This window comes from Burkholderia glumae LMG 2196 = ATCC 33617 (genome assembly GCF_000960995.1).
GTDB lineage: Bacteria > Pseudomonadota > Gammaproteobacteria > Burkholderiales > Burkholderiaceae > Burkholderia > Burkholderia glumae.
In genome coordinates, this window is record NZ_CP009435.1 from 3,597,568 (window position 1) to 3,618,987 (window position 21,420).

At 71.3% G+C, this 21,420-nt stretch carries 17 protein-coding genes and 1 tRNA gene; 5 read left to right on the top strand and 13 right to left on the bottom strand.

Features of this window, described 5'->3' with window-relative positions:
• Nucleotides 1-245: 245 nt before the first annotated feature.
• Nucleotides 246-1,733, top strand: a complete 1,488-nt coding sequence (locus tag KS03_RS28625; protein ID WP_015876460.1) for an aldehyde dehydrogenase — start codon at nt 246-248, stop codon at nt 1,731-1,733.
• Nucleotides 1,734-1,788: 55 nt separating this feature from the next.
• Here KS03_RS28625 and hutG read toward each other — a convergent pair whose 3' ends face one another.
• The 9 genes from hutG to KS03_RS28670 form a co-directional block, all read right to left on the bottom strand.
• Complete coding sequence (gene hutG / locus KS03_RS28630; protein ID WP_015876461.1) at nt 1,789-2,592, bottom strand: N-formylglutamate deformylase; 804 nt, start codon at nt 2,590-2,592, stop codon at nt 1,789-1,791.
• Between the two features lie 60 nt (nt 2,593-2,652).
• The gene (locus tag KS03_RS28635; RefSeq protein ID WP_015876462.1) at nt 2,653-4,029 is read right to left on the bottom strand and encodes a formimidoylglutamate deiminase; all 1,377 of its coding nucleotides are present in this window, start codon (nt 4,027-4,029) and stop codon (nt 2,653-2,655) included.
• A 52-nt stretch (nt 4,030-4,081) separates the two neighbouring features.
• A complete protein-coding gene (hutI, locus tag KS03_RS28640) occupies nt 4,082-5,305 on the bottom strand; it encodes an imidazolonepropionase (RefSeq protein WP_015876463.1) in 1,224 nt (407 codons plus the stop codon).
• A gap of 4 nt (nt 5,306-5,309) precedes the next feature.
• Nucleotides 5,310-5,942 carry a HutD/Ves family protein gene (locus KS03_RS28645; RefSeq protein ID WP_015876464.1) on the bottom strand — a complete coding sequence of 211 codons (633 nt, stop codon included), beginning with the start codon at nt 5,940-5,942 and terminating at the stop codon, nt 5,310-5,312.
• A gap of 5 nt (nt 5,943-5,947) precedes the next feature.
• Entirely contained in the window at nt 5,948-7,636 is a 1,689-nt protein-coding gene (gene hutU / locus KS03_RS28650) for a urocanate hydratase (RefSeq protein WP_015876465.1), read from the bottom strand.
• 88 nt (nt 7,637-7,724) lie between these two features.
• The gene (hutC, locus tag KS03_RS28655) at nt 7,725-8,420 is read right to left on the bottom strand and encodes a histidine utilization repressor (RefSeq protein ID WP_015876466.1); all 696 of its coding nucleotides are present in this window, start codon (nt 8,418-8,420) and stop codon (nt 7,725-7,727) included.
• Nucleotides 8,421-8,424: 4 nt separating this feature from the next.
• The gene (gene hutH / locus KS03_RS28660; RefSeq protein ID WP_015876467.1) at nt 8,425-9,948 is read right to left on the bottom strand and encodes a histidine ammonia-lyase; all 1,524 of its coding nucleotides are present in this window, start codon (nt 9,946-9,948) and stop codon (nt 8,425-8,427) included.
• 338 nt (nt 9,949-10,286) lie between these two features.
• Nucleotides 10,287-11,075: a 4'-phosphopantetheinyl transferase family protein gene (locus tag KS03_RS28665; RefSeq protein WP_015876468.1), complete on the bottom strand. Its 789-nt coding sequence runs from the start codon at nt 11,073-11,075 to the stop codon at nt 10,287-10,289.
• Between the two features lie 153 nt (nt 11,076-11,228).
• Entirely contained in the window at nt 11,229-12,692 is a 1,464-nt protein-coding gene (locus KS03_RS28670) for a cryptochrome/photolyase family protein (RefSeq protein ID WP_035982133.1), read from the bottom strand.
• Between the two features lie 536 nt (nt 12,693-13,228).
• Between KS03_RS28670 and KS03_RS28675 the strand changes: the two genes are divergently transcribed.
• Nucleotides 13,229-14,395, top strand: coding sequence for an alkane 1-monooxygenase (locus tag KS03_RS28675; RefSeq protein ID WP_015876470.1), 1,167 nt, complete (start codon nt 13,229-13,231; stop codon nt 14,393-14,395).
• A 166-nt stretch (nt 14,396-14,561) separates the two neighbouring features.
• On the opposite strand, the gene KS03_RS28680 is transcribed toward KS03_RS28675, so the two are convergent.
• The gene (locus tag KS03_RS28680; RefSeq protein ID WP_015876471.1) at nt 14,562-16,007 is read right to left on the bottom strand and encodes an NAD-dependent succinate-semialdehyde dehydrogenase; all 1,446 of its coding nucleotides are present in this window, start codon (nt 16,005-16,007) and stop codon (nt 14,562-14,564) included.
• A gap of 251 nt (nt 16,008-16,258) precedes the next feature.
• Here KS03_RS28680 and KS03_RS28685 point away from each other — a divergent pair, with 251 nt between their 5' ends.
• Nucleotides 16,259-16,519: a hypothetical protein gene (locus KS03_RS28685; RefSeq protein ID WP_017433576.1), complete on the top strand. Its 261-nt coding sequence runs from the start codon at nt 16,259-16,261 to the stop codon at nt 16,517-16,519.
• A 104-nt stretch (nt 16,520-16,623) separates the two neighbouring features.
• On the opposite strand, the gene KS03_RS28690 is transcribed toward KS03_RS28685, so the two are convergent.
• The gene (locus KS03_RS28690) at nt 16,624-17,598 is read right to left on the bottom strand and encodes a cupin domain-containing protein (RefSeq protein WP_015876472.1); all 975 of its coding nucleotides are present in this window, start codon (nt 17,596-17,598) and stop codon (nt 16,624-16,626) included.
• Nucleotides 17,599-18,013: 415 nt separating this feature from the next.
• Here KS03_RS28690 and KS03_RS28695 point away from each other — a divergent pair.
• Nucleotides 18,014-18,104 (top strand) — tRNA-Ser (locus KS03_RS28695).
• Nucleotides 18,105-18,544: 440 nt separating this feature from the next.
• On the opposite strand, the gene KS03_RS31915 is transcribed toward KS03_RS28695, so the two are convergent.
• Entirely contained in the window at nt 18,545-18,754 is a 210-nt protein-coding gene (locus KS03_RS31915; protein ID WP_127913930.1) for a hypothetical protein, read from the bottom strand.
• Between the two features lie 280 nt (nt 18,755-19,034).
• On the opposite strand from KS03_RS31915, the gene KS03_RS30670 reads away from it, so the two are divergent.
• A complete protein-coding gene (locus tag KS03_RS30670; protein ID WP_230674508.1) occupies nt 19,035-19,172 on the top strand; it encodes a hypothetical protein in 138 nt (45 codons plus the stop codon).
• A gap of 278 nt (nt 19,173-19,450) precedes the next feature.
• On the opposite strand, the gene KS03_RS28700 is transcribed toward KS03_RS30670, so the two are convergent.
• Nucleotides 19,451-21,412 carry a methyl-accepting chemotaxis protein gene (locus KS03_RS28700; protein ID WP_015876473.1) on the bottom strand — a complete coding sequence of 654 codons (1,962 nt, stop codon included), beginning with the start codon at nt 21,410-21,412 and terminating at the stop codon, nt 19,451-19,453.
• Between the last annotated feature and the right edge of the window lie 8 nt (nt 21,413-21,420).

Consider the following 21,420-nt stretch of genomic DNA (forward strand, 5'->3'; position numbering starts at 1 on the left):
TAGAATATTCAACAGCGCCGCGGGCGGGCGTTCCCTTTCCCGCCGCCCGCCGAGCGCGGGCCGGCGCCGCCCGATCTCGGTCGAAGCCGCCGCCCGGCTGCCCTGCCGCTTGCGCAATCCGGGCGCCGACGAGCCCTGCGAGTGGATCCCGGCCGGCACGCCGCCGGCCGACTCGAGCCCACGGCACGCCCGCCCGCGCGCCACCCCGCGCGCCTGCCGGCGCGCCTGTTCCGAAGGAGCTTCCGATGCCGTCCACGCTCGCCTACTGGCAGGATCTCGCCGCGTCGCTGTCGATCGAGGCACGCGCGTTCATCGACGGCGCATACCGTGACGCCGCGCACGGCCGCCGCTTCGACTGCGTCAGCCCGATCGACGCGCGCCTGCTTGCGCAGGTGGCCGACTGCGGCGCCGAGGACGTCGACGCGGCCGTGGCCGCCGCACGCCGCGCGTTCGACGGCGGCGGCTGGGCCGGCCTCGCGCCGCGCGAGCGCCGCGCCGTGCTGCTGCGCTTCGCGGCGGCGCTGCGCGAACACGCCGACGAACTCGCGGTGCTGGAAACGCTCGACGCCGGCAAGCCGATCGCCGACACCAGCTCGGTCGACGTGCCCGGCGCGGCCTATTGCGTCGAATGGTTCGCCGAGGCGATCGACAAGGTCGGCGGCGAGGTGGCGCCGGTCGACCCGAAGCTGGTGGGCCTCGTCACGCGCGAGCCGGTGGGCGTGGTGGCCGCGATCGTGCCGTGGAATTTCCCGCTGCTGATGGCGGCCTGGAAATTCGCGCCGGCGCTCGCGGCCGGCAACAGCGTGGTGCTCAAGCCCTCCGAGAAGTCGCCGCTCACGGCGCTGCGCGTGGCGCAGCTCGCCTTCGAGGCCGGCATCCCGGCCGGCGTGTTCAACGTGGTGCCGGGCGGCGGCGAGCCGGGCCGGCTGCTCGCGCTGCACCGCGACGTCGATTGCGTGGCGTTCACGGGCTCGACCGCGGTCGGCAAGCAGATCATGCAGTGCGCGGGCCAATCGAACCTCAAGCGCGTCTGGCTCGAACTCGGCGGCAAGTCGCCGAACCTCGTGCTGCCCGACTGCCCCGATCTCGACCGCGCGGCCGCGGCGGCAGCCGGCGCGATCTTCTACAACATGGGCGAGATGTGTACGGCCGGCTCGCGCCTGCTCGTGCATCGCGAGATCCGCGACGCGTTCGTGGCGAAGCTGCTCGACGCCGCCCGGGGCTACCGGCCCGGCAATCCGCTCGACCCGGCCACCTCGATGGGCGCGATCATCGACGCGAAGCAGCTCGACCGCGTGCTCGGCTACATCGAGACCGGCCGCAGCGAGGCCAGGCTGCTGACGGGCGGCCAGCGCGTGGCGGCGCACCCGGGCGGCTTCTACGTGGAGCCGACCGTGTTCGAGACCACCGCCGACGCACGCATTGCGCGCGAGGAAATCTTCGGGCCGGTGCTGTCGCTGATCGTGTTCGACACGCTCGACGAGGCGATCCGGATCGCCAACGACAGCGACTACGGGCTCGCCGCGGCGGTCTGGACCGGCAGCCTGACGACCGCGCACGAGGCGGCGCGGCGGCTCCGCGCCGGTACGGTCTGGGTCAACTGCTACGACGAGGGCGGCGACATGAACTTTCCGTTCGGCGGCTACCGGCAGTCCGGCAACGGCCGGGACAAGTCGCTGCACGCGCTCGAAAAATACACCGAGCTGAAATCGACGCTGATCCGGCTGCGCTGAGGCCGGCGCCGGCGGCGCGCCTCGCGCGGCTGGCGCCCACGCGCTCAGCCGCCGCTCAACGATAGGCGAGCGCCGTCGTCACGAGCGTTTCGAGCAGCGGGCCGACCCGCTCGGCCTTGCGCTCGTCGTAGGCATAGGGGCGCGTTTCTTCCATGTAGGTGATCTGCGCGAGTTCGAGCTGGACCGCATCGACGTTCGCCTGCGGCGCGCCGTATTCGCGCGTGATGTAGCCGCCCTTGAAGCGGCCGTTCGCCACCGCCGTATAAGCGCCGTGCTTGCGCACCACCTCGGCCAGCGCCTCGCCGAGGCCGGGCGCCGCGCTCGCGCCGTTGGCGGTGCCGAAGTTGAAGTCCGGCAGGCGCCCGTCGAAGAAGCGCGGCACCCGGGAGCGGATCGAATGCGCCTCCCACAACAGCACGCGGCCGTGCTCGGCCGCCAGCCGCGCGATTTCGCCGCGCAGCGCGTCGTGGTACGGGCGCCAGTAACGGTCGCGGCGCCGCGCGATCTCGGCCGCGTCGGGCGCGCCGCCGTGCGGATAGAGCGGCGCCTTGTCGAAGGTGTCGACCGGCACGAGCCCGGTGGTGTCCTGCCCCGGGTAGAGGTTCGCGTCGTCGGGCGGCCGGTTCAGGTCCACCACGTAACGCGCGTGCGAGGGCACCAGCATCGAGCCGCCGAGCGCGCGCACGAAGCCGTAGAGCCGTTCGAGATGCCAGTCGCAGTCGTCGACGTGGCGCGCGACGGGCGTCATGCCGCGCGCGATGTCGTCGGGCAGATGGGTGCCCGCGTGCGGGATCGACACGACGAGCGGCATGCTGCCGCGATGCAGGGTAAAGACGGCCGGTTGGTCCGCTGAGTTCATCGTTCGAGGTCCTGTCGAGGAATCGAGAGGTGGAGGGTGACGATTGGCGAGCCGCGCCGCTCAGCGCAGCAGTTGCGCGAGCGCGCGGCGGTAGCCCGCGTAGGCGGCCGCCTCGTCGCGATGGCGGCGCGCCTCCACCACGCGCTCGCCGCCCGTGTAGACGTCGAGCACCGGCGTCTCGCCGTGCTCGGCGAACACCGCGCCGGACAGCCAGTGCTCGCTGCCGCGCTCGACGAGCGAGGGATGGTCCGGATCGAACACGATCCAGTCGGCGCGGCAGCCGGCGCGCAGCGCGCCGACCGCACGGCCACTCGCGCGCGCGCCGCCGGCGAGCGCGGCTGCGAACAGCCGGTCGGCCACGCGCGGCTCGTGCGCGCCCGCCAGCACGTTGCGTTCGCGGCGCGCAAGCCGCTGGCCGTATTCGAGCAGGCGCAGCTCGGCGCGCCAGTCCACGCTGGCGTGGCTGTCCGAACCGACGCCGAGCGCGCCGCCGCGCGCGAGGTAATCGGCGGCCGGGAACAGGCCGTCGCCGAGATTCGCCTCGGTGGTCAAGCACAGCCCCGCCACGGCACCGCTCGCCGCCAGCGCGGCGGTTTCGGCCGCGTCGACGTGGGTGGCGTGCACGAGGCACCAGCGCGCGTCCACCGCGAAGCGCTCGAGCAGCAGCTGCACCGGCCGCCGGCCCGTGCTGCGCAGGCAGTCGTCCACCTCGGCGGTCTGCTCGGCAACGTGGATATGAACCGGCGCGTCGGCGGGCAGGCCTGCGAGCAGCGCGTGCAGGCCGGGCTCGGACACGGCACGCAGCGAGTGCGGCGCGACTCCGTAGCGCAGGCCCGCGTGCTCGGGCGCCGCCGAGCGCAGCGCCTCGAGCAGCGCGAGCAGGCCGTCGGTCGAGTGGATGAAGCGGCGCTGATCGTCGCGCGGCGGCTGCTCGCCGAAGCCGCTGTACTGATAGGCCACCGGCAGCATCGTGATGCCGATCCCGGCCTCGCCGGCCGCATCCACCACGCGCCGCGCCAGCTCCTCGTGACGCGCATAGCGCGTGCCGTCCTGCGCGTGATGCACGTAATGGAATTCGCAGACCGAGGTGTAGCCGCACTTCAGCATCTCGACGTAGAGCCAGCGCGCAATCGCGGCCAGCGACTCGGGCGTGATCCTCAGCGCGAAGCGATACATCAGGTCGCGCCAGCTCCAGAAGCTGTCGGACGCGGTGGCGCGGTACTCGGTCAGCCCCGCCATCGCGCGCTGGAACGCATGCGAATGCAGGTTCGGCATGCCTGGCGCGAGCGGGCCGCGAGCACGCGCGGCGCCGGGCGGGCAGGCGGCGCCGGCACGCACCTCGCGCAGCACGCCCTGCGCGTCCCAGCTCAGCAGCACGTCGCGCTGCCAGCCGTCCGGCAGGAGTGCATGATCGGCAAACAGCATGGCCTGTTTCATCGTGTCGGGTTCCGTTCGAAATGGGTGGCTGCGGGCATGCTCGCCGCGCCCGTCAGGCGGCCTCGCGGCGGAACACCGTCGCCCCGCGCTTGACCACGCGCGCGCAAAGCGGCCGGCCGAACCAGTAGGCGAGTTCGGCGAGCGAGGCCACCGGCCATACCGCGAAATCGGCGGCGCGGCCGGCGGCGAGCAGGCCGTGGCGGTCGGCGCGGCCGAGCGCGGCCGCCGCGTGTCGCGTCACGCCGAGCAGCACTTCGGGAACCGTCATGCGAAACAGCGTGCAGCCCAGGTTCATGGTCAGCAGCAGCGAGTTGAGCGGCGAGGTGCCGGGGTTGTGGTCGGTGGCGATCGCGATCGGCACGTCGTGCCGGCGCAGCAGTTCGAGCGGCGGCAGCTGCGTCTCGCGGATGAAGTAGTAGGCGCCGGGCAGCAGCACGGCCACCGTGCCGGCCGCCTTCATCGCGATCACGCCGGCCTCGTCGAGATATTCGAGGTGGTCGGCCGACAGCGCGCGGTAGCTCGCGGCCAGCGCGCTGCCGCCCGCGTTCGACAACTGCTCGGCATGCATCTTCACCGGCAGCCCGTGGGCCAGCGCCGCGTCGAACACGCGCCGGCTCTGGTCCAGCGAGAAGCCGATCCGCTCGCAGAACACGTCCACGGCATCGACGAGCCCCTCGGCCGCGAGCGCCGGCAGCATGGTGTCGCAGACCAGCGTGATGTAGTCGTCGGCGCGGCCCGCGTATTCGGGCGGCAGCGCATGCGCACCGAGGAAGGTGGTGCAGACCTCGACCGGGAACGCCTCGCCGAGCCGGCGCGCGACGCGCAGCATCTTGCGCTCGGCCTCGAGGTCGAGCCCGTAGCCGGACTTGATCTCGATCGCGGTCACGCCCTCGGCCAGCAGCGGCCGCAGCCGCGAGGCCGCCTGCGCGAACAGCGCGGCCTCGTCGGCTGCGCGCGTGGCGCGCACCGTCGAGACGATTCCGCCGCCCGCGCGCGCCACGTCTTCGTAGCTGGCGCCCGCCAGCCGCAGCGCGAATTCGTCGGCGCGCTGGCCGCCGTAGACGAGGTGCGTGTGGCAATCCACCAGGCCGGGCGTGACCCAGGCGCCGCCGAGGCTTTCGCGCGACCAGCCCGCGTAGGCGGCCGGCAGCTCGGCCCGCGCGCCGAGCCAGGCGATCGTGCCGCTGGCGTCCACGGCGAGCGCCGCGTCGGCGAGCGTCTCGCGCGGGTCGCCCGCGGCGCACAGATTGAGGTGATGCCAGACGGTAGGAGTCATCGGTTCATGCGGCCGCCGCGGCCGCCCTCGGTGTCAGTTCGATACAGAGCAGCGCGCCCTCGCCGCGCACCGTGCCGGTGATGCGGCCGCCCACGCCGGCCCCGGCATGCGCGTCGACGCGCAGCGTGTCGAGCGCGCCGAGCGTGACGGCCCCGGCGCCGTCGAGCGCGACGCTCGGCGCCCCGCACGCGCAGAACAGCAGCAGCGTGGGCGCGTCCGAGGCGATCGCGCCGCCCTCGCCGAGTACCGACACGCGGCCGCTAATCACGGCGCGGCGCGTCATCAGGTTGAAGTCGCGCGTCGGGCCGTCGGCCAGCTCGGCCGAGAGCGGCGTCTCGCCGGCGAACGCGAGGTGCTCGAGCGGCGCGGCCAGCACCTGCCGTGCGCCGTTCCCGTCCACCAGCGTCATGCCGGCGCCCGACAGCAGCACCAGCGTGCGATCGACGCCGGGAAAGCGCGAGAACGGCCCGGGCTGCGCCACGTCGGCCACGCTCACGCGCCACGCGAACGCATCGAGCGAGGCGCCGGGCGGCTCGGCGGCGATCTCGCGCGTCACGCCGCCGCCGTTCTTCCAGGGCGCGGCGACGAGTCGATCCGCGCGGATCAGCGACAGGCGCGCTGCCAGGCCCATCGACATGGCGCTCAACGCCCCAGCATCGGCAGCTTGAGACCGGCCTCGCGCGCGGTGCGCTGCGCGAGTTCATAGCCGGCATCGGCATGGCGCATCACCCCCGTGGCCGGATCGTTGAACAGCACGCGGCCCAGCCGCTCGTGCGCCGCCTCGCTGCCGTCCGCCACGATCACCACGCCCGCGTGCTGCGAAAAGCCCATCCCCACCCCGCCGCCGTGGTGCAGCGACACCCAGGTCGCCCCGCCCGCCGTGTTCAGCAGCGCGTTCAACAGCGGCCAGTCGCTAACCGCGTCCGAGCCGTCCTTCATCGCTTCCGTCTCCCGGTTCGGGCTCGCCACCGACCCCGTGTCCAGGTGGTCCCGGCCGATCACGATCGGCGCCTTCAGCTCGCCGCGCCTCACCATCTCGTTGAACGCCTGCCCCAGGCGATAGCGATCCTTCACCCCCACCCAGCAGATCCGCGCCGGCAGCCCCTGGAACGCGATCCGCTCGCGCGCCATGTCGAGCCAGTTGTGCAGGTGCGCATCGTCGGGAATCAGCTCCTTGACCTTCGCGTCGGTCTTGTAGATGTCCTCCGGGTCCCCCGACAGCGCCACCCAGCGGAACGGCCCCTTGCCCTCGCAGAACAGCGGCCGGATATAGGCCGGCACGAAGCCCGGAAAGTCGAACGCGTTGGCCACGCCCATTTCCAGCGCCATCTGGCGGATGTTGTTGCCGTAGTCGAGCGTGGCCGCGCCGCGCTGCTGCAGCGTCAGCATCGCCTGCACCTGGCGGGCCATCGACTGCTTGGCCGGCACAACGATGCCCTGCGGATCGACCTTGCGCGCCTCCTGCCACTGCGCCACGCTCCAGCCCTGCGGCAGGTAGCCGTTCACCGGATCGTGCGCGCTCGTCTGGTCCGTCACGCAGTCCGGCGTGATGCCGCGCGCCACGACCTCGGCAAACACGTCGGCCGCGTTGCCGACGAGGCCGATCGACACCGGCCGGCCGCCGCGCTTCGCCTCGTCGAGCAGCGCGAGCGCCTCGTCCAGGCTGCGCGCCTTCTTGTCCACATAGCGCGTCTTCAGGCGGAAATCGATCCGCGACTCGTCGCACTCCACCGCGATCATCGAGAAGCCCGCCATGGTGGCCGCGAGCGGCTGCGCGCCGCCCATCCCGCCCAGTCCCCCGGTCAGGATCCAGCGGCCCGACGGATCGCCGTGGAAATGCTGGTTGGCCACCGAGAAGAAGGTTTCGTAGGTGCCCTGCACGATCCCCTGGCTGCCGATGTAGATCCAGCTGCCCGCCGTCATCTGGCCATACATCATCAGGCCCTGGCGGTCGAGTTCGTTGAAGTGGTCCCAGTTGGCCCAGTGCGGCACCAGGTTCGAGTTCGCCAGCAGTACGCGCGGCGCGTCGGGATGGGTGCGGAACACGCCGACCGGCTTGCCCGACTGGATCAGCAGCGTTTCGTTCTCCTCGAGCGCCTTCAGCGAGGCGAGGATCTGGTCGAAGCATGCCCAGTCGCGCGCGGCGCGGCCGATGCCGCCGTACACCACCAGCGCGTGCGGATGCTCGGCCACCTCGGCGTCGAGGTTGTTCTGCAGCATCCGGTAGGCGGCCTCGGCCAGCCAGGTCTTGCAGGTCTTCTCGGCACCGCGCGGCGCGCGGATCACGCGCGTCGGGTCCAGACGCGGATCGATGTGGTTCGGATGGTTCATGGTCGACGGCGCTCCAGGGAAATATAGGGATACGTGACGGCCACCCCGGCCGGCGTGCCGCGAGGCTCGCCGGCCGGGGTGTGCCGGTTCAGAAATGGCCGGTGAAACGATAGCGGCCGCTCGGGTGCCACAGGTTCGCGATCGAGGCGACGACGCCCTGCGACCAGGTGCGCCGGTGCAGCACGAGACACGGCTCAGCCTCGCCCATCGCGAGCCGCTCGCGCATCGCGCGGTCGGGCAGGGCCGCCTCGATCCGATACTCCACGCGCTGCAGCGGCGCGACCCGCATCAGGTACTGGTTCGGCGTGACGGCCGTGAAGTCCTGCTCGACGTAGCCGGCCGCCACGGCCGGATTGACCCAGCGCTGCTCGAGCTGCACCGGCTCGTCGTTCTCGTAGTGCAGCATGGTCGAGCGGAACACGCGCTCGCCGGCGGCCAGCTGCATCTCGCCCGCGAGCGCCTCGTCGGCCTCGATGGCCGCGAGGTCGAGCACCTTCGCGTCATGACGATGGCCGCGCGCGATGATCTCGTCCGAGATGCTGCGGATCGCGACCAGCGTCGATTCGTACTTCGGGCGCGCCACGAACGTGCCGGCGCCCTGCACGCGCGTGAGCACCTGCTCGGCGGTCAGTTCGCGCAGCGCGCGGTTGACCGTCATGCGGGCCACCTTGAAGTCGCGCGCAAGCTCGTTCTCGGACGGCACCTGATCGCCCTCGCCCCACTCGCCCGCATGGATCCGGCCCAGGATGAAATCCTTGATCTCCTGATAGGCGGGCGGCTTCATCGCCTTACTGCTCCGAGGCGAACGACAGCGGGCTCAGCGCGGCGAACGCGCCGGCGCGCACCAGCTGCGTGATCGACGCGATATCGGGCGCGAAGTAGCGGTCGAGGTCGTAGTGCGGCACCTGCTCGCGGATCACCCGCATCGCCTTGGCGAGCGCCGGGCTGGTCTCGTGCGGCTGGCGCAGGTCCACGCCCTGCGCGGCGGCCAGCAGCTCGATCGCGATGATGGCGGCGACGTTCTCGGCGATGTCGCCGAGCTTGCGCGCCGCGAAGGTCGCCATCGAGACGTGGTCCTCCTGGTTGGCCGAGGTCGGCAGCGAATCGACCGAGGCCGGATGCGCGAGCGTCTTGTTCTCGGAGGCCAGTGCGGCGGCCGTGACGTGGGCGATCATGAAGCCCGAATTGACGCCGCCATCCTTGACGAGGAACGGCGGCAGGCCCGACAGCGTGGTGTCGATCAAGAGCGCGATGCGGCGCTCGGCGAGCGCGCCGATTTCGGCAGCGGCCAGCGCGAGGTTGTCGGCCGCGAACGCCACCGGCTCGGCGTGGAAGTTGCCGCCCGATAGCACCTCGCCCGTGTCGGGGAAGATCAGCGGGTTGTCGGACACGGCGTTCGCCTCGACCAGCAGCACCTCGGCCGCGTGGCGCATCTGGTCCAGGCAGGCGCCCATCACCTGCGGCTGGCAGCGCAGGCTGTACGGGTCCTGCACCTTCTCGCAATCCTGATGCGAGAGGTTGATCTGCGAGCCGTCGAGCAGCGCGCGATAGGCCGCGGCCGCGTCGATCTGGCCGCGATGGCCGCGCAGTGCGTGGATGCGCGCGTCGAACGGCTTGACCGAGCCGGCCGCGGCGTCCACCGACAGCGCGCCCGCCACCAGCGCGCTGCGGTAGAGATCCTCGATCGCAAACAGGTTGTCGAGCGCGAGCGCCGTGGAGGCCTGGGTGCCGTTCAGCAGCGCGAGGCCTTCCTTGGCCTGCAGCGTGAGCGGCGCGAGGCCGACCGAGCGCAGCCCGTCGGCCGCGCTCGCGCGTTCGCCGCGCACCAACACCTCGCCGATGCCGAGCAGCGTGGCCGACATGTGGGCGAGCGGCGCCAGGTCGCCCGAGGCGCCGACCGAGCCCTTCACCGGGATCAGCGGCAGCACGTCGGCGTTGAAAAGCGTGACGAGCGCGTTCATCACCTCGCGGCGGATGCCCGAATGGCCGCGCCCGAGGCTCGACAGCTTCAGCGCAATCAGCAGGCGCACCACCGCCGGCTTCATCGGCTCGCCCACGCCCACCGCGTGCGACAGCACCAGGTTCTTCTGCAGCAGTTCGAGCTGGTCGTGCGGGATGTGGGTGCTGGCGAGGCGGCCGAAGCCGGTATTGATGCCGTAGGCGGGCTCGCCCTTCGCCGCGATGTCGGCCACCGCCTGCGCGCCGCGATCGATCGCCGCGAAGCTGGCGGGATCGAGCTCGATGCGCACGTTCTCGCGGGCGATCGAGCGAAGCTGGGCGAGCGTCAGATGGCCGGGGGTCAACGTGATCATGAAAGGCGTCCTGTCTATACAAGTGAGATGCGCATCAGTGTAGATGCACCAACTTGTATAGACAATTCGTTTTCAATATTCCCTCGTCAGGGATTTCCCTAGCCGCCCGACCCCGGGCGAGGCCGGCGCAAAACGGCGCGGAAAGCGCGCTCGCGGGCGCCGCCGGACGCGCGGAAAACCACGCGCGGCCCCGCCAGTGGCGCGCACGCCGTGACGCCTCGCACGGCGAGGCGAAGCGGCGCGCGCCGCAGGCGGGAGTTCGAACGGATGCCGCCCGGCGGTCGATCACCGCGGCCGCGGCGCGGCAAGCCGGCCGGTGCGCGGCGGCCCCCCGCGGCTCAGCCGCCGACGGGCCGCCAGGCGAGGCAGGCGGCATAACCGGGCGCGGCGTCGACCCAGGCCGCCGTGTAGGCCGCCACGCCGCTTGCCGGCGCGAGCGGATCGACCACCACGGGTGCGAGCGTGCCGGGCGCGTGCGGGTCGAGCACCGAGAACGCGGTCAGGCCGCCCGTGATACCGACGCCCAGCACCTTCAGCAGCGCCTCCTTGGCAGTCCAGACGCGAAAGAACGCGTCGCGCCGCGCCTGCGGCGCGTGGCCGTGGACGGCGGCCTCGTCGGCCGGCGCGAACACCGACGGCCCCAGCGACGCCCAGTCGAGGCTGGTGCGGGACGCCTCGATATCGACGCCGACGCGCGTCGTCGCGCTCCAGGCGATCAGCGCATGGTCGCCCGAATGCGAGACGTTGAAATCGGGCCGCGCGGCCCCGACCGCCGGCGCCGCGCCGTCCGATGCCAGCTCCGGCCGTCCGGCCTCGCCCGCCGCGAAGCGCAGCGACGCGGCGGGACGCTGCAGCACGAAGCCGAGCAGATGGCGCAGCGCCGCGCGCGTGGCCGCATGACGGATCGCGTCCTCGGCGCGCAGAAAGCGCGCGGCCCGCGCGCGCTCGGCCGCGTCGAGCGCGGCGTGGGCCGGTGCGTCGAGCGGCGTGCCGAACGCGAAATCGACGCGCAGCAGTTGCACCCCGGCGCGCGCGGCAGCCTCGGGCACCGCGAGCGGCACCAGACGGTGCGGCGCGAGCGCGGCAGCAAACGGAACGGACGATGCGGTCTCGAAGACGGAAGCCATGAACGGGGGCGGCACGCGGCCGGATTGCGGACGGGGAGTGCCGATCTTACCGGATCGCATCCCACGGCAGCGGCGCCATGCCCGCCGTGCCGAACCGGCCATCCGGCACATTGCATCGCCCCCGTCGATGCGGCCGCGCCGCGGCGGGCTCGCCTAGCGCTTGGTCGCTTCGAGCGCGCCCAGCGCGCGCTTGCGCGCGGCGTCGTGGTCGACGATGGGCGCCGGATAGGTGCGGCCGAGCACGACGCCGGCCGCCTCCAGCACCACCGGCTTGGCGCGCCACGGCTCGTGGATCGCGTCGGCCGGCAGGCCCGCCAGCTCGGGCACCCAGCGGCGCACGTAGGCGCCGTCCGGATCGAACTTGCGGCCCTGCATGACCGGATTGAAGATCCGGAAATACGGCGCCGCGTCGGCGCCGCTGCCGGCCACCCATTGCCAGTTCGCCGAGTTGTTGGCAATGTCGGCGTCCACCAGCGTGTCCCAGAACCAGCGCTCGCCCGCGCGCCAGTCGATCAGCAGGTGCTTGATCAGGAACGAGGCCGTCACCATCCGCACGCGGTTGTGCATCCAGCCCGTGGCCCACAGCTCGCGCATGCCCGCATCGACGAGCGGGTAGCCGGTGCGGCCGCGGCACCACGCAGCGAACGCGGCCTCGTCGCTGCGCCACGGCATCGCGTCGAAGCGGTCGCGATAGTTGCGCATCGGCAGCTCGGGAAAATGATAGAGCAGGCTCGTGTTGAACTCGCGCCAGCCCAGTTCGCTGAGAAACTTCTCGATGTCGGCCGCCACCGCCGCGCCGCCCTCGCGCCCGGCGGCCTGTGCCGCGTGCCAGACCTGCCGCGCCGACAGCTGGCCGAAGCGCAGGTACGGCGAGAGCCGGCTGGTGGCCGGGCGGTCGGGCCGGTCGCGCGCGTCGCCGTAGCCGCGGATCTGCTTGTCGAGGAATGCTTCGAGCCGCGCGAGCCCGCCCTCCTCGGACGGCTCCCACGCCTCGCGCAGGCCGCCCGCCCAGTCGGGGCGCACCGGCAGCAGGCCGAGCGCGTCGATGCGCGTGGCGCGCCGCGCGAGCGCCTCGGGCAGCCGGTGAAAGCGCCATTTCGCCGGCTCCGCGAGCGGCGCAGGCAGCTCGCCCGCCGCGCGCGCCGCACGCCAGTAGGCCGTAAACACCTGGAACGCGCCGCCGCTGCCGGTGCGGATCTCCCACGGCTCGTGCAGCAGCGCGCCGTTGAAGCTCTCCACCTCGATACCGGCCTCCTTCAGCGAACGCTTCAGCGCGGCGTCGGTTTCGCGTGCGAGCCCGTCGTAGCGGCGGTTCCAATAGACCGCGCCGGCGCCCAGCTCGCCGGCGAGCGCGGCGATCGTCTCACGCTCGTCGCCTTCGAGCACGACGAGGCCGCCGCCCTGCGCGGCGAGCTTCGCATCGAGCGAACGCAGCGCGCCGTCGAGCCACCAGCGCACCGCGCCGCCGAGCGGACGCGTGCCGTCGCGCTCGAACACATAGACGCAGACGAGCGGGCGGCCCGACTCGGCCGCGCGCGCGAGCGCCGGGTTGTCGGTCACGCGCAGATCGTCACGGAACCAGACGAGCGCGGGCTGGGCTTGGGAATCGGCGGACAAGGGCAAGGCTCCGGTGGAAACGGGTTGACGCAAGGATGCAGGCCGGCGCGAGACACGACGACGACGCGCGGCGGCCCCGGACCGCCGCGCGGCGCACCCGCGCCGGGCGCCGGCATCGGGCTGAACGCGCGCCATTAAACCATGCGCGACCGCCTGGCCGGCGCCGCACGGCTCGCGGTGCAGCGGGGCGCCGTGCCCGGTCCGGCACGGCGCGCGCCGTCGCGCGCTTCGCGCCGCGGGCCGCCGCCACGCCACGCCGCCACGCCCGCCCCGCGCGTCAGGCCACCGCGCCACGCGCCGGCCCGGTTCCGCTCACGACGCAGCAAGATCCGCGCCGCCGCGCGAGGCGCGTTTCAATCGTCCGGCGGCGGGCCGCGCCAACGCCCGGCGGCGCCCGCCGCGCGTTTGGAGTGCGCCATCTAGCCGGCGCACTGGCGCAGCCCGCCGCCACGCCGTATACATCAACCCAACCCCGCTACGAAGCCGCCGCGCGCTGTGCCGCAGGCCGGCTCGCCCGGCGGGAACAGGAGGAGACCATGGCAAATCCGCATCCGGCCGAAGCCGACTGGCGCGACGGCAAGCGTTACTGGTGGCTGCTCGGCGCGCTGACGATCACGCTGCCGATCGTCTCGGCGCTGCTTGCGCTCGCGACGGGCTGGCATCTGTTCTGGTGGTTCGGCCCGCTGTTCGCGTTCGGCGTGATCCCCGTGCTCGACTGGCTGATCGGCGACGACGCCGGCAACCCGCCCGAGGCCTGCGTGGCCGCGCTCGAGAGCGACCGCTACTATCGCTACGTCGTGTATCTGGCCACCGGCGTCGTCTACCTGTCGTTCGGCGTCGCGCTATGGGTGCTGAACCACGTGCCGCTCACCTGGTACGACTATCTGGGCTTCGCGATGTCGCTGGGCGCGGCCACCGGCGTGTCGATCAACACCGCGCACGAACTCGGCCACAAGACGCATCGCGGCGAACGCTGGCTCGCCAAGCTCACGCTCGCGCCGGTGGCCTACGGCCACTTCTTCGTCGAGCACAACCGCGGCCACCACGTGCGCGTGGCGACGCCGCCCGACCCGGCCAGCGCACGCTTCGGCGAATCGTTCTGGGCGTTCCTGCCGCGCACGGTCGCCGGCGGCATCGCCTCGGCCTGGCGGCTGGAAGCGCGGCGGCTCCGGCAGGACGGGCGCTCGGTCTGGTCGCCACGCAACGAGGTGCTGCACGCCTGGGCGATCAGCGCCGCGCTGTGGGGTGTCGCGCTCGCCTGCTGCGGGCCGCGCGTGATCCCGTTCCTGCTGATCCAGGCCGCCTACGGCGCCTCGCTGCTGGAAGTGGTCAACTACGTCGAGCACTACGGGCTCGGGCGCCGACGGCTGCCGAACGGACGCTACGAGCGCTGCTCGCCCGAGCATTCGTGGAACAGCAACCACGTCGTGACCAATCTGTTCCTCTACCAGCTCCAGCGCCACGCCGATCACCACGCGCACCCGACGCGCCCCTACCAGGCCCTGCGCCACTTCGCTCACGCCCCGCAACTGCCGTCCGGCTATGCGACGATGATCCTGCTGGCCTACCTGCCGCCGCTGTGGTTCCGCGTGATGAACCCGCGCGTGGCCGCCCACTACGGCGGCGACATGCGCCGCTCGAACATCAAGCCGTCGATCCGCGAGCGCGTGATCGCGCACTACGCGGCGCGAGCGCCGGGCTAGGCGGGACGTATCGGAGCAAGGACGCGCGGGGGCGGCATGCGCCCGGCGCGCGAAGCCGGACTGGCGGCGCCGCTGGGCGGATGGCGGGAATGGCGGGAATGGCGACGCGCGCCTCGCGGGCGCGCGTCGCAGGCGGCGGCTCAGGCCGAGCGCCGCGCGGCGGGCATCAGACCGCCGCGACCGTCACCGACTTCGTGACCAGGTACGGCTCGAGCGCTTCCGGGCCGCCTTCCGAGCCGTAGCCCGAATCCTTCACGCCGCCGAACGGCATTTCCGGCCACGGCGTGGCCGGCTGGTTGATCCACAGCATCCCCACTTCCACGCGCTGCGTCAGCAGATGGACGTTCTTGAACGAACGCGTGAAGGCGTAGCCGGCCAGGCCGTAAGGCAGGCGGTTGGCCTCGGTGATCGCGTCGTCGAGCGAATCGAAGCCGCGCACCGCCGCCACCGGGCCGAACGGCTCGTTGTTGAACACGTCGGCGTCGAGCGGCACGTCGGCCAGCACGGTCGGCGCGAAGAAGTTGCCGGCCGAGCCGATCCGCTCGCCGCCCGTGGCCACCGTCGCGCCCGCCTTGCGCGCGTCGGCCACCACCTTCTCCATCGCCGTCAGGCGGCGCGGGTTCGCGAGCGGCCCGAGGCTGGTGCCGGCCTCGAGGCCGTCGCCCACCTTCAGCCCTTCGGCATGCTTGACCAGCGCCTTCACGAACGCCTCGCGCACGCTGTTGTGGACCAGAAACCGCGTCGGCGAGATGCAGACCTGGCCCGCGTTGCGGAACTTCGCGCCGCCCGCGGCCTTGACCGCGAGCTCGAGGTCGGCATCCTCGGCGACGATCACCGGGGCGTGGCCGCCCAGCTCCATCGTCGCGCGCTTCATGTGCTGGCCTGCCAGCGCCGCGAGTTGCTTGCCCACCGGCGTCGAGCCCGTGAACGTGATCTTGCGGATCACCGGATGCGGGATCAGATAGTTCGAGATCTCGGCCGGATCGCCGTACACGAGGCCCACCACGCCGGCCGGCACGCCCGCGTCCACGAACGCGCGCAGCAGTTGCGCGGGCGAGGCCGGGGTTTCTTCCGGCGCCTTGACGAGGAACGAGCAGCCGGTGGCGAGCGCCGCGCTGAGCTTGCGCACCACCTGGTTGACCGGGAAATTCCACGGCGTGAACGCCGCCACCGGCCCGACCGGCTCCTTGACCACCGTCTGCTGCACCGCCAGGTTGCGCGGCGGCACGATCCGGCCATAGACGCGACGGCCTTCATCGGCGAACCATTCGATGATGTCGGCGGCCGACAGCACTTCGATCCTCGCCTCGGCGAGCGGCTTGCCCTGCTCCAGCGTCATCAGTTGCGCGATCGAATTCGCGCGTTCGCGCACCAGCGCCGCGGCCTTGCGCATCAACGCCGAGCGCTCGTAGGCGCTGACCTTGCGCCAGGTCTCGAAGCCGCGCTGCGCCGCGTCCAGTGCACGGTCGAGATCGGCGATGCCCGCGTGAGCGACCTTGCCGATCACTTGCCCCGTCGCCGGATTGACGACGTCGAGGGTCTTGCCGCTGGCGGCATCGCACCATTCGCCGTTGATGAGGAGCTGCGTGTCGGTGTAGTTCGTATTCGTCATCTGGATATCCACCTGATCGGGAAAATGAGCGGCCAGGACCGCAGGCCGGCGCCGCCCCGGCACCCGGGGGTGGGCAGCGCGCGCGGCCCGCGGCTTCCGGTTCGGCGGCAGGCGCCGTCGACGACATGGCGGGCCGGACCGGTGCCGTGTCGTCCCGGACGCGACCGGCCTGAGGGCGGCGGCGGGCCGGCCCATGGCCGGCTCCGGCGCGGCGCTTGCCGTTCGCGCAAGAACGTAAGCGTACCGCGTCCGTGGAAAGTCTGCGTGACAGCGTCCCGGCCGGGCCGCCGGGCAGCCGCCCGCTCGACGAGACGCGCGGGCACGAAACCCTGCCGCCCACCGCGCCGATCGTATGCGGCAATCCGCACGCCGGCAGGCCGCTGATGCCCCGCTACTGGCCCGCCGCCGTCGAGCTGCCGCTCGATCCCGTGGTCCGGCAGGACGCGGCGCGCATGCCGGCGCCGGACCGCGGCGCGGGCCAAGCGCATGCCGCGCCGCCGGCTGCCGCGTAGGACCCGCTCGCGGCGGCCGTCGCGGCCGCTTGGCGAGCCCTGGCCCTGGGCCGCCGCAGTGCGTCGCGAGGGGCATGCCGTCGCAATGCGCATGCCGGTACACCTCAGGCCGCGTCGTGCTGCATCGCGCGGCGCGCGCGGTCGCGGCCACGCGCGCGCCATTGCGCCGGCGTCACGCCGACTTGCCGCTTGAACACGCGCTGGAATGCGGCATCGGACTGGTAGCCGACGCGCTCGCCGATCTCGGCGACCGACAGACCGCTCTCGCCCAGCAGCTTGCCCGCCATCGTCATGCGGATCGTCGTCAGCAGATCGCTGGCCGAGCGGCCGAGCGCCTCGTCGAAGTGCCGCGCGAAAGTCGCGCGCGACATGTGGCAACGTTCGGCCAGTTCGGGCAGCGTCCACGGCCGCTCGGGCGCCTCGAACATCGCCGCCAGCGCCGGCTGCAGGCGCGGGCGCGCCGCCAGCGCGAGCAGGCCGCGCGGCGGCTCGCCCGCCTCGCTCGCGAAACGCATCGTCAGCGCGAACAACGCGCCCGACAGATGGTTGACGAGCGCCATGCTGCCCGCGCCGAGCTCGACCGACTCCTCGCGCATCAGTTCGACGAGCCGCGTCAGCCGGTTGGTGCCCGGCGTCTCGCCTCCCGCGGCCCCGCTCGCGGACGCCGAAGTCCTGACCAGCAGACGGCCGGGCAGATGGCCGCGCAGCAACTGCTGCGGCAGCGCGGGCAGCAGGAAACGGCCGCACAACAGGTCGGCCGGCGCGCCACGCCCTTTGTTCGTCACCACGTCGAGGCCGTCGATGACCTGCATCGTCGCCCCCGCCGGCTTCCTGCCGCTGCCGTCGTGCAGCGTGTGCAGCGCTCCCGACGGCAGCATCACGATGTCGCCGGCGTGCATCGCGAGCGGCGGGCCGGCGCCGTCCTCGAACCAGGCCTGGCCGCGCAACAGCACGTGATAGTGAATCTCGCGCTCCGCCGCGGCCGCGCCTTGGATGCGCCAGGGCGCGCCGAACTGGCAGCGCGCGTCCAGTTCGCCCGTTACGGGCATCAAGGCAAGCAGGCAGCTCAGCAGGTCCATGGTGGCTTCGGTTTCGATCGTGAGGGCAACCGCAAGGGCGTGGTCGAAGATGGCTAGGCCGAGATATTAAAGCATCGATATAGCCAATAACGTGATCGATTGACTCGAATCCGGATTGCGCCGTATATCTTGATGGCCACGCACCGGGACACGCCGCCGGCACGCCTGCGTTCGTTGGGTCGACTAGGCCGAGTTCCCGGACATCGGCCTGGGGGCCTCCCGCCGAGGACGGCGCGGCCGATATTGCCGCCCGCCCGGGTTGCCGCGCGGACGGCGGCCAGACCGCGAAGACCGCGACGGGAATATGAAGGCAGATGGACGCCGTGCCGGAAGCGCAGCCTCGGCCGGCGGCATGCCGGGCGGCCGAGGGGGCTGGCGGGGGGCGTGCGGAGTTTGCTATACTCTCGCTCTTGCTGGAGAGATGGATGAGTGGTTTAAGTCGCACGCCTGGAAAGCGTGTATAGGTTAATCGCCTATCGGGGGTTCGAATCCCCCTCTCTCCGCCAAACGCCAAGCTTAAGCCGTTGATTTCGTCAGAAATCAGCGGCTTTTTCATTTGGTGACCATCAAATTGACCCACAAGCAAAACGGCGACTAGAGTCGCCGTTCGCATCGTCAAGCTCGACCGATCCAGCCTTTAACTTTTTCCCACCACCGGATCCTCTCGACCGGCAAGCAATGGTAGGCCGGAAATCCGTCCTTTTGCGGCTCGGGGCGATAGGTTGGCGGCTCGGCTCTGGGCGCGCGAGACTCAGACGGCGGCACTCTGACTGGCGGTGTTGACGCTGAACCGATGAATGTATGGTTAGGGCCATAATCTTTGCGGCTGATGAAGCTCGCACGATTCGGTGGAACGGGCCGCCCCTGTTCGTCTACTGACAGCGTTTCGAACGCTACGAGCGGAACACACCACTTTGCTCGGTCGCGGGGAACGACTTCGTCTTTCTCATTCCAACAATTGAGTAAAGTCGAATTGGTGCCGGCCCGCACGGCACGAATTAACGCCCTCGCCGCTCAGCAGCGATGCCTGGGCCAGATCATCGCAGGCCCTCTCGGCTTTTGCAGTCCGCGGTGTATCGCGCACGCGGCCGAGCAGCACGGCCGCGTGTCGGAAGGCGAGGCGCTGGTGACGATCCACTGAGGTGGCCACCGACACCGTCCAGTCGTTGCACGGCCAGGCGATGCAGCGGCATTGCCGAGACGCCGGCTAACGTTGAGTGGGTACAGCGGCTCTGATAGCCTATCGCGATCGAAGCAACACGAGGGCGCAGTGATGGCAACGTGTGTGAGCTTTTCGAAAGCGTTTGAGGGCAATATGGCCGCTTTACGGTTGCCGGTGCCTGCTACCTTGTTTTCGACGCTTCAAACATCGATCGCCAGCGTGTCCGCTGCAACGGCTACGGCATGCGCGCAAAGCTCGTTACCCGAGGCAAGCGATGAACTGGATAGGTGATCGCCTGTTGCTGCTGCTCACTGGCGCTGTGTGCGTTCGCGTGCTGGCTCGTTATCCGTTTGACTGGGGAATGGTTTTCGACGCTGATGCTCGTGGTTTCATATCTCGTCTTGTTCGCTGAGAACTCGCGCTTGCGCAAGCTGCTTGAACGCAACGGCATTGATCCGCGGCGTAGACGAGCGCGGGAATAACCCGCCCTCGCTTGCCCGGTGTTGCGACTGCGTTCCAAGCGTGCCTAGCGTTTCTGGTCACAACGGGAAAGCCTACACCTACCCGCATTCTTGTGGCGTGGCGGCGCTCGAAGCCTCCCTTTGACGCCGCGCGCACCGCCCTTTCGTCCATCCCGACGCGGGCCGCTTCTCTGCGGGCCGGCACGGCCGGCCGCCGGCCCGCTTCGCCTCAGCGCAGCCGAAACACCCGCACGGCATCGGCCAGTCTGCCCGCCTCGTCACGCAGCGTCACCGCCTGCCGCCGCGCATCGTCCACCACCTGGGCGTTCTGCTGCGTCACCTCGCCGATCTGCGTGACCGCCTGATTGACCTGCTCGATGGCCTGCGACTGCTCGCGCGACGCCTGGCTGATCTCGCCCATGATGTCGCGCACCTGGCCCACGCGTTCGACGATGCCCTGCATCGTGGCGCTCGCCTCGCCGGCGATCCGCGCCCCGCTCTCGACGGTGCCCGTCGATTCGGCCACCAGCGCCTCGATTTCCTTGACGGAGGCGGCGCTGCGCTGCGCGAGCGAGCGCACTTCGCCTGCCACCACCGCGAAGCCGCGCCCCTGCTCGCCGGCCCGCGCCGCTTCCACGGCCGCGTTCAACGCCAGGATGTTGGTCTGGAACGCGATGCTCTCGATCACGCTGGTGATATCGGCGATGCGGCGCGCGGCGCGGCCGATCTCGTCCATCGTCGAGACCACGCGCTGCACCGCACGGCCGCCCTCGAGCGCGGCCTCCGAGGCGCCGGCCGCGAGCTGGTTGGCCTGCACCGCGTTGTCGGCATTCTGCTGCACGTTCGAGGTGAGCTGCTCCATGCTCGCGGCCGTGCGTTCGAGGTTGCCGGCCTGACTGGCGATGCGCGTGGCGATGTCGCCGCTGTCGCTGGCGATCTGCCCGGTGCGTTCGGACATCGCGGCGGCCCCTTCGCGCACCTGCGCGACGATCCGCGCGAGTCCGTCGCCAATGCCGTCGACGGCGCGAATCAGGCGGCCGATCTCGTCGTCGCGCACCGGCTTGCCGGCACCGATGCGCACGCTCAGGTCGCCCGCGGCCAACCGCTCGGAGGCCATTGCGGCCTCGTCGAGCGGGCGGCTCACGAGCCGTCGCACGGCCAGCACGAACAGCACGCCGAACGCCACCACCAGCGCCATCCCGACCAGCAGGAAACGGTCGCGCGTGGCGGTCACGTCGGCCATCACCTCGTCGCGCGGCGCCACGCCGCCCACCAGCCAGTGCCATTCGGGCACATAGCTGAACGACACGTACTTGTCGCTGGGCGCATGCTCGCCCAGCGCCGCATCGACGGAGCGATACTCGAGCCTGCCCTGCTTCATCTCCAGCATCCGGCCGTAGGGCGCGCTGGTCTCGTCGGCCGGCTTGCCGGCGCTCAGCGGATGCACGGTGAACTTGCCGCGGTCTGGTCCGTTCGAGGCGTCCATCGCGAAGAAATAGCCGCGCTCGCCGATCTTCAGCTGCCGGATGTCGGCCTCGATCGCGCGGATCTCGGCACCCACGTCAACGCCGACGAACAATGCGCCGATCACGCGCCCGCTCGCGTCGGTGAGCGGCTTGTACTGCGTGATGTAACGTTTGCCGAACAGCGCGGCCAGGCCCGTGAAGGTGCGCCCGGCCAGCACCGGCCCATAGGCCGGGCCCTTGCGGTCGAGCAGCGTGCCGACCGCCCGCGAGCCGTCGTCCTTCTTCAGCGAGGTGGTCACGCGCACGAAATCGTCGCCGCGGCGCGCGAACACGGTGGCGATCGCGCCGCTGCGTGCGAGAAACTCGTCGGGGATGGAGAAATCCATGTCGAGCACGCGCTCGCCGGCCTTCAGGGTGGGCGCCGGGGTGCCCTGAATGTCCACCTGCCGCGTCTCATCGAGCGAAACGCCGGCCGACAGCAGGCTCTGGAACTGCGTCATCGCGCGGCCGACCTCGGCGGTCAGCGCCGTGTCGAGCAGCGTGATGGTCTCGGCAATCGACTGGTCCTTCTCGTCGATGCGCATCAGCACCTGCCCGGTGACCTGCTGGCCCGCCGAGCGCGTGAGCGCCCAGGCGAACACGGCAAGGCTGAGCGCGAACAGCAGACAGGAAAGAACGGCGAGTCGCACGCCGATGCCGGCGCGACGCATGGGGAAAAAATCCATAGGGGTAT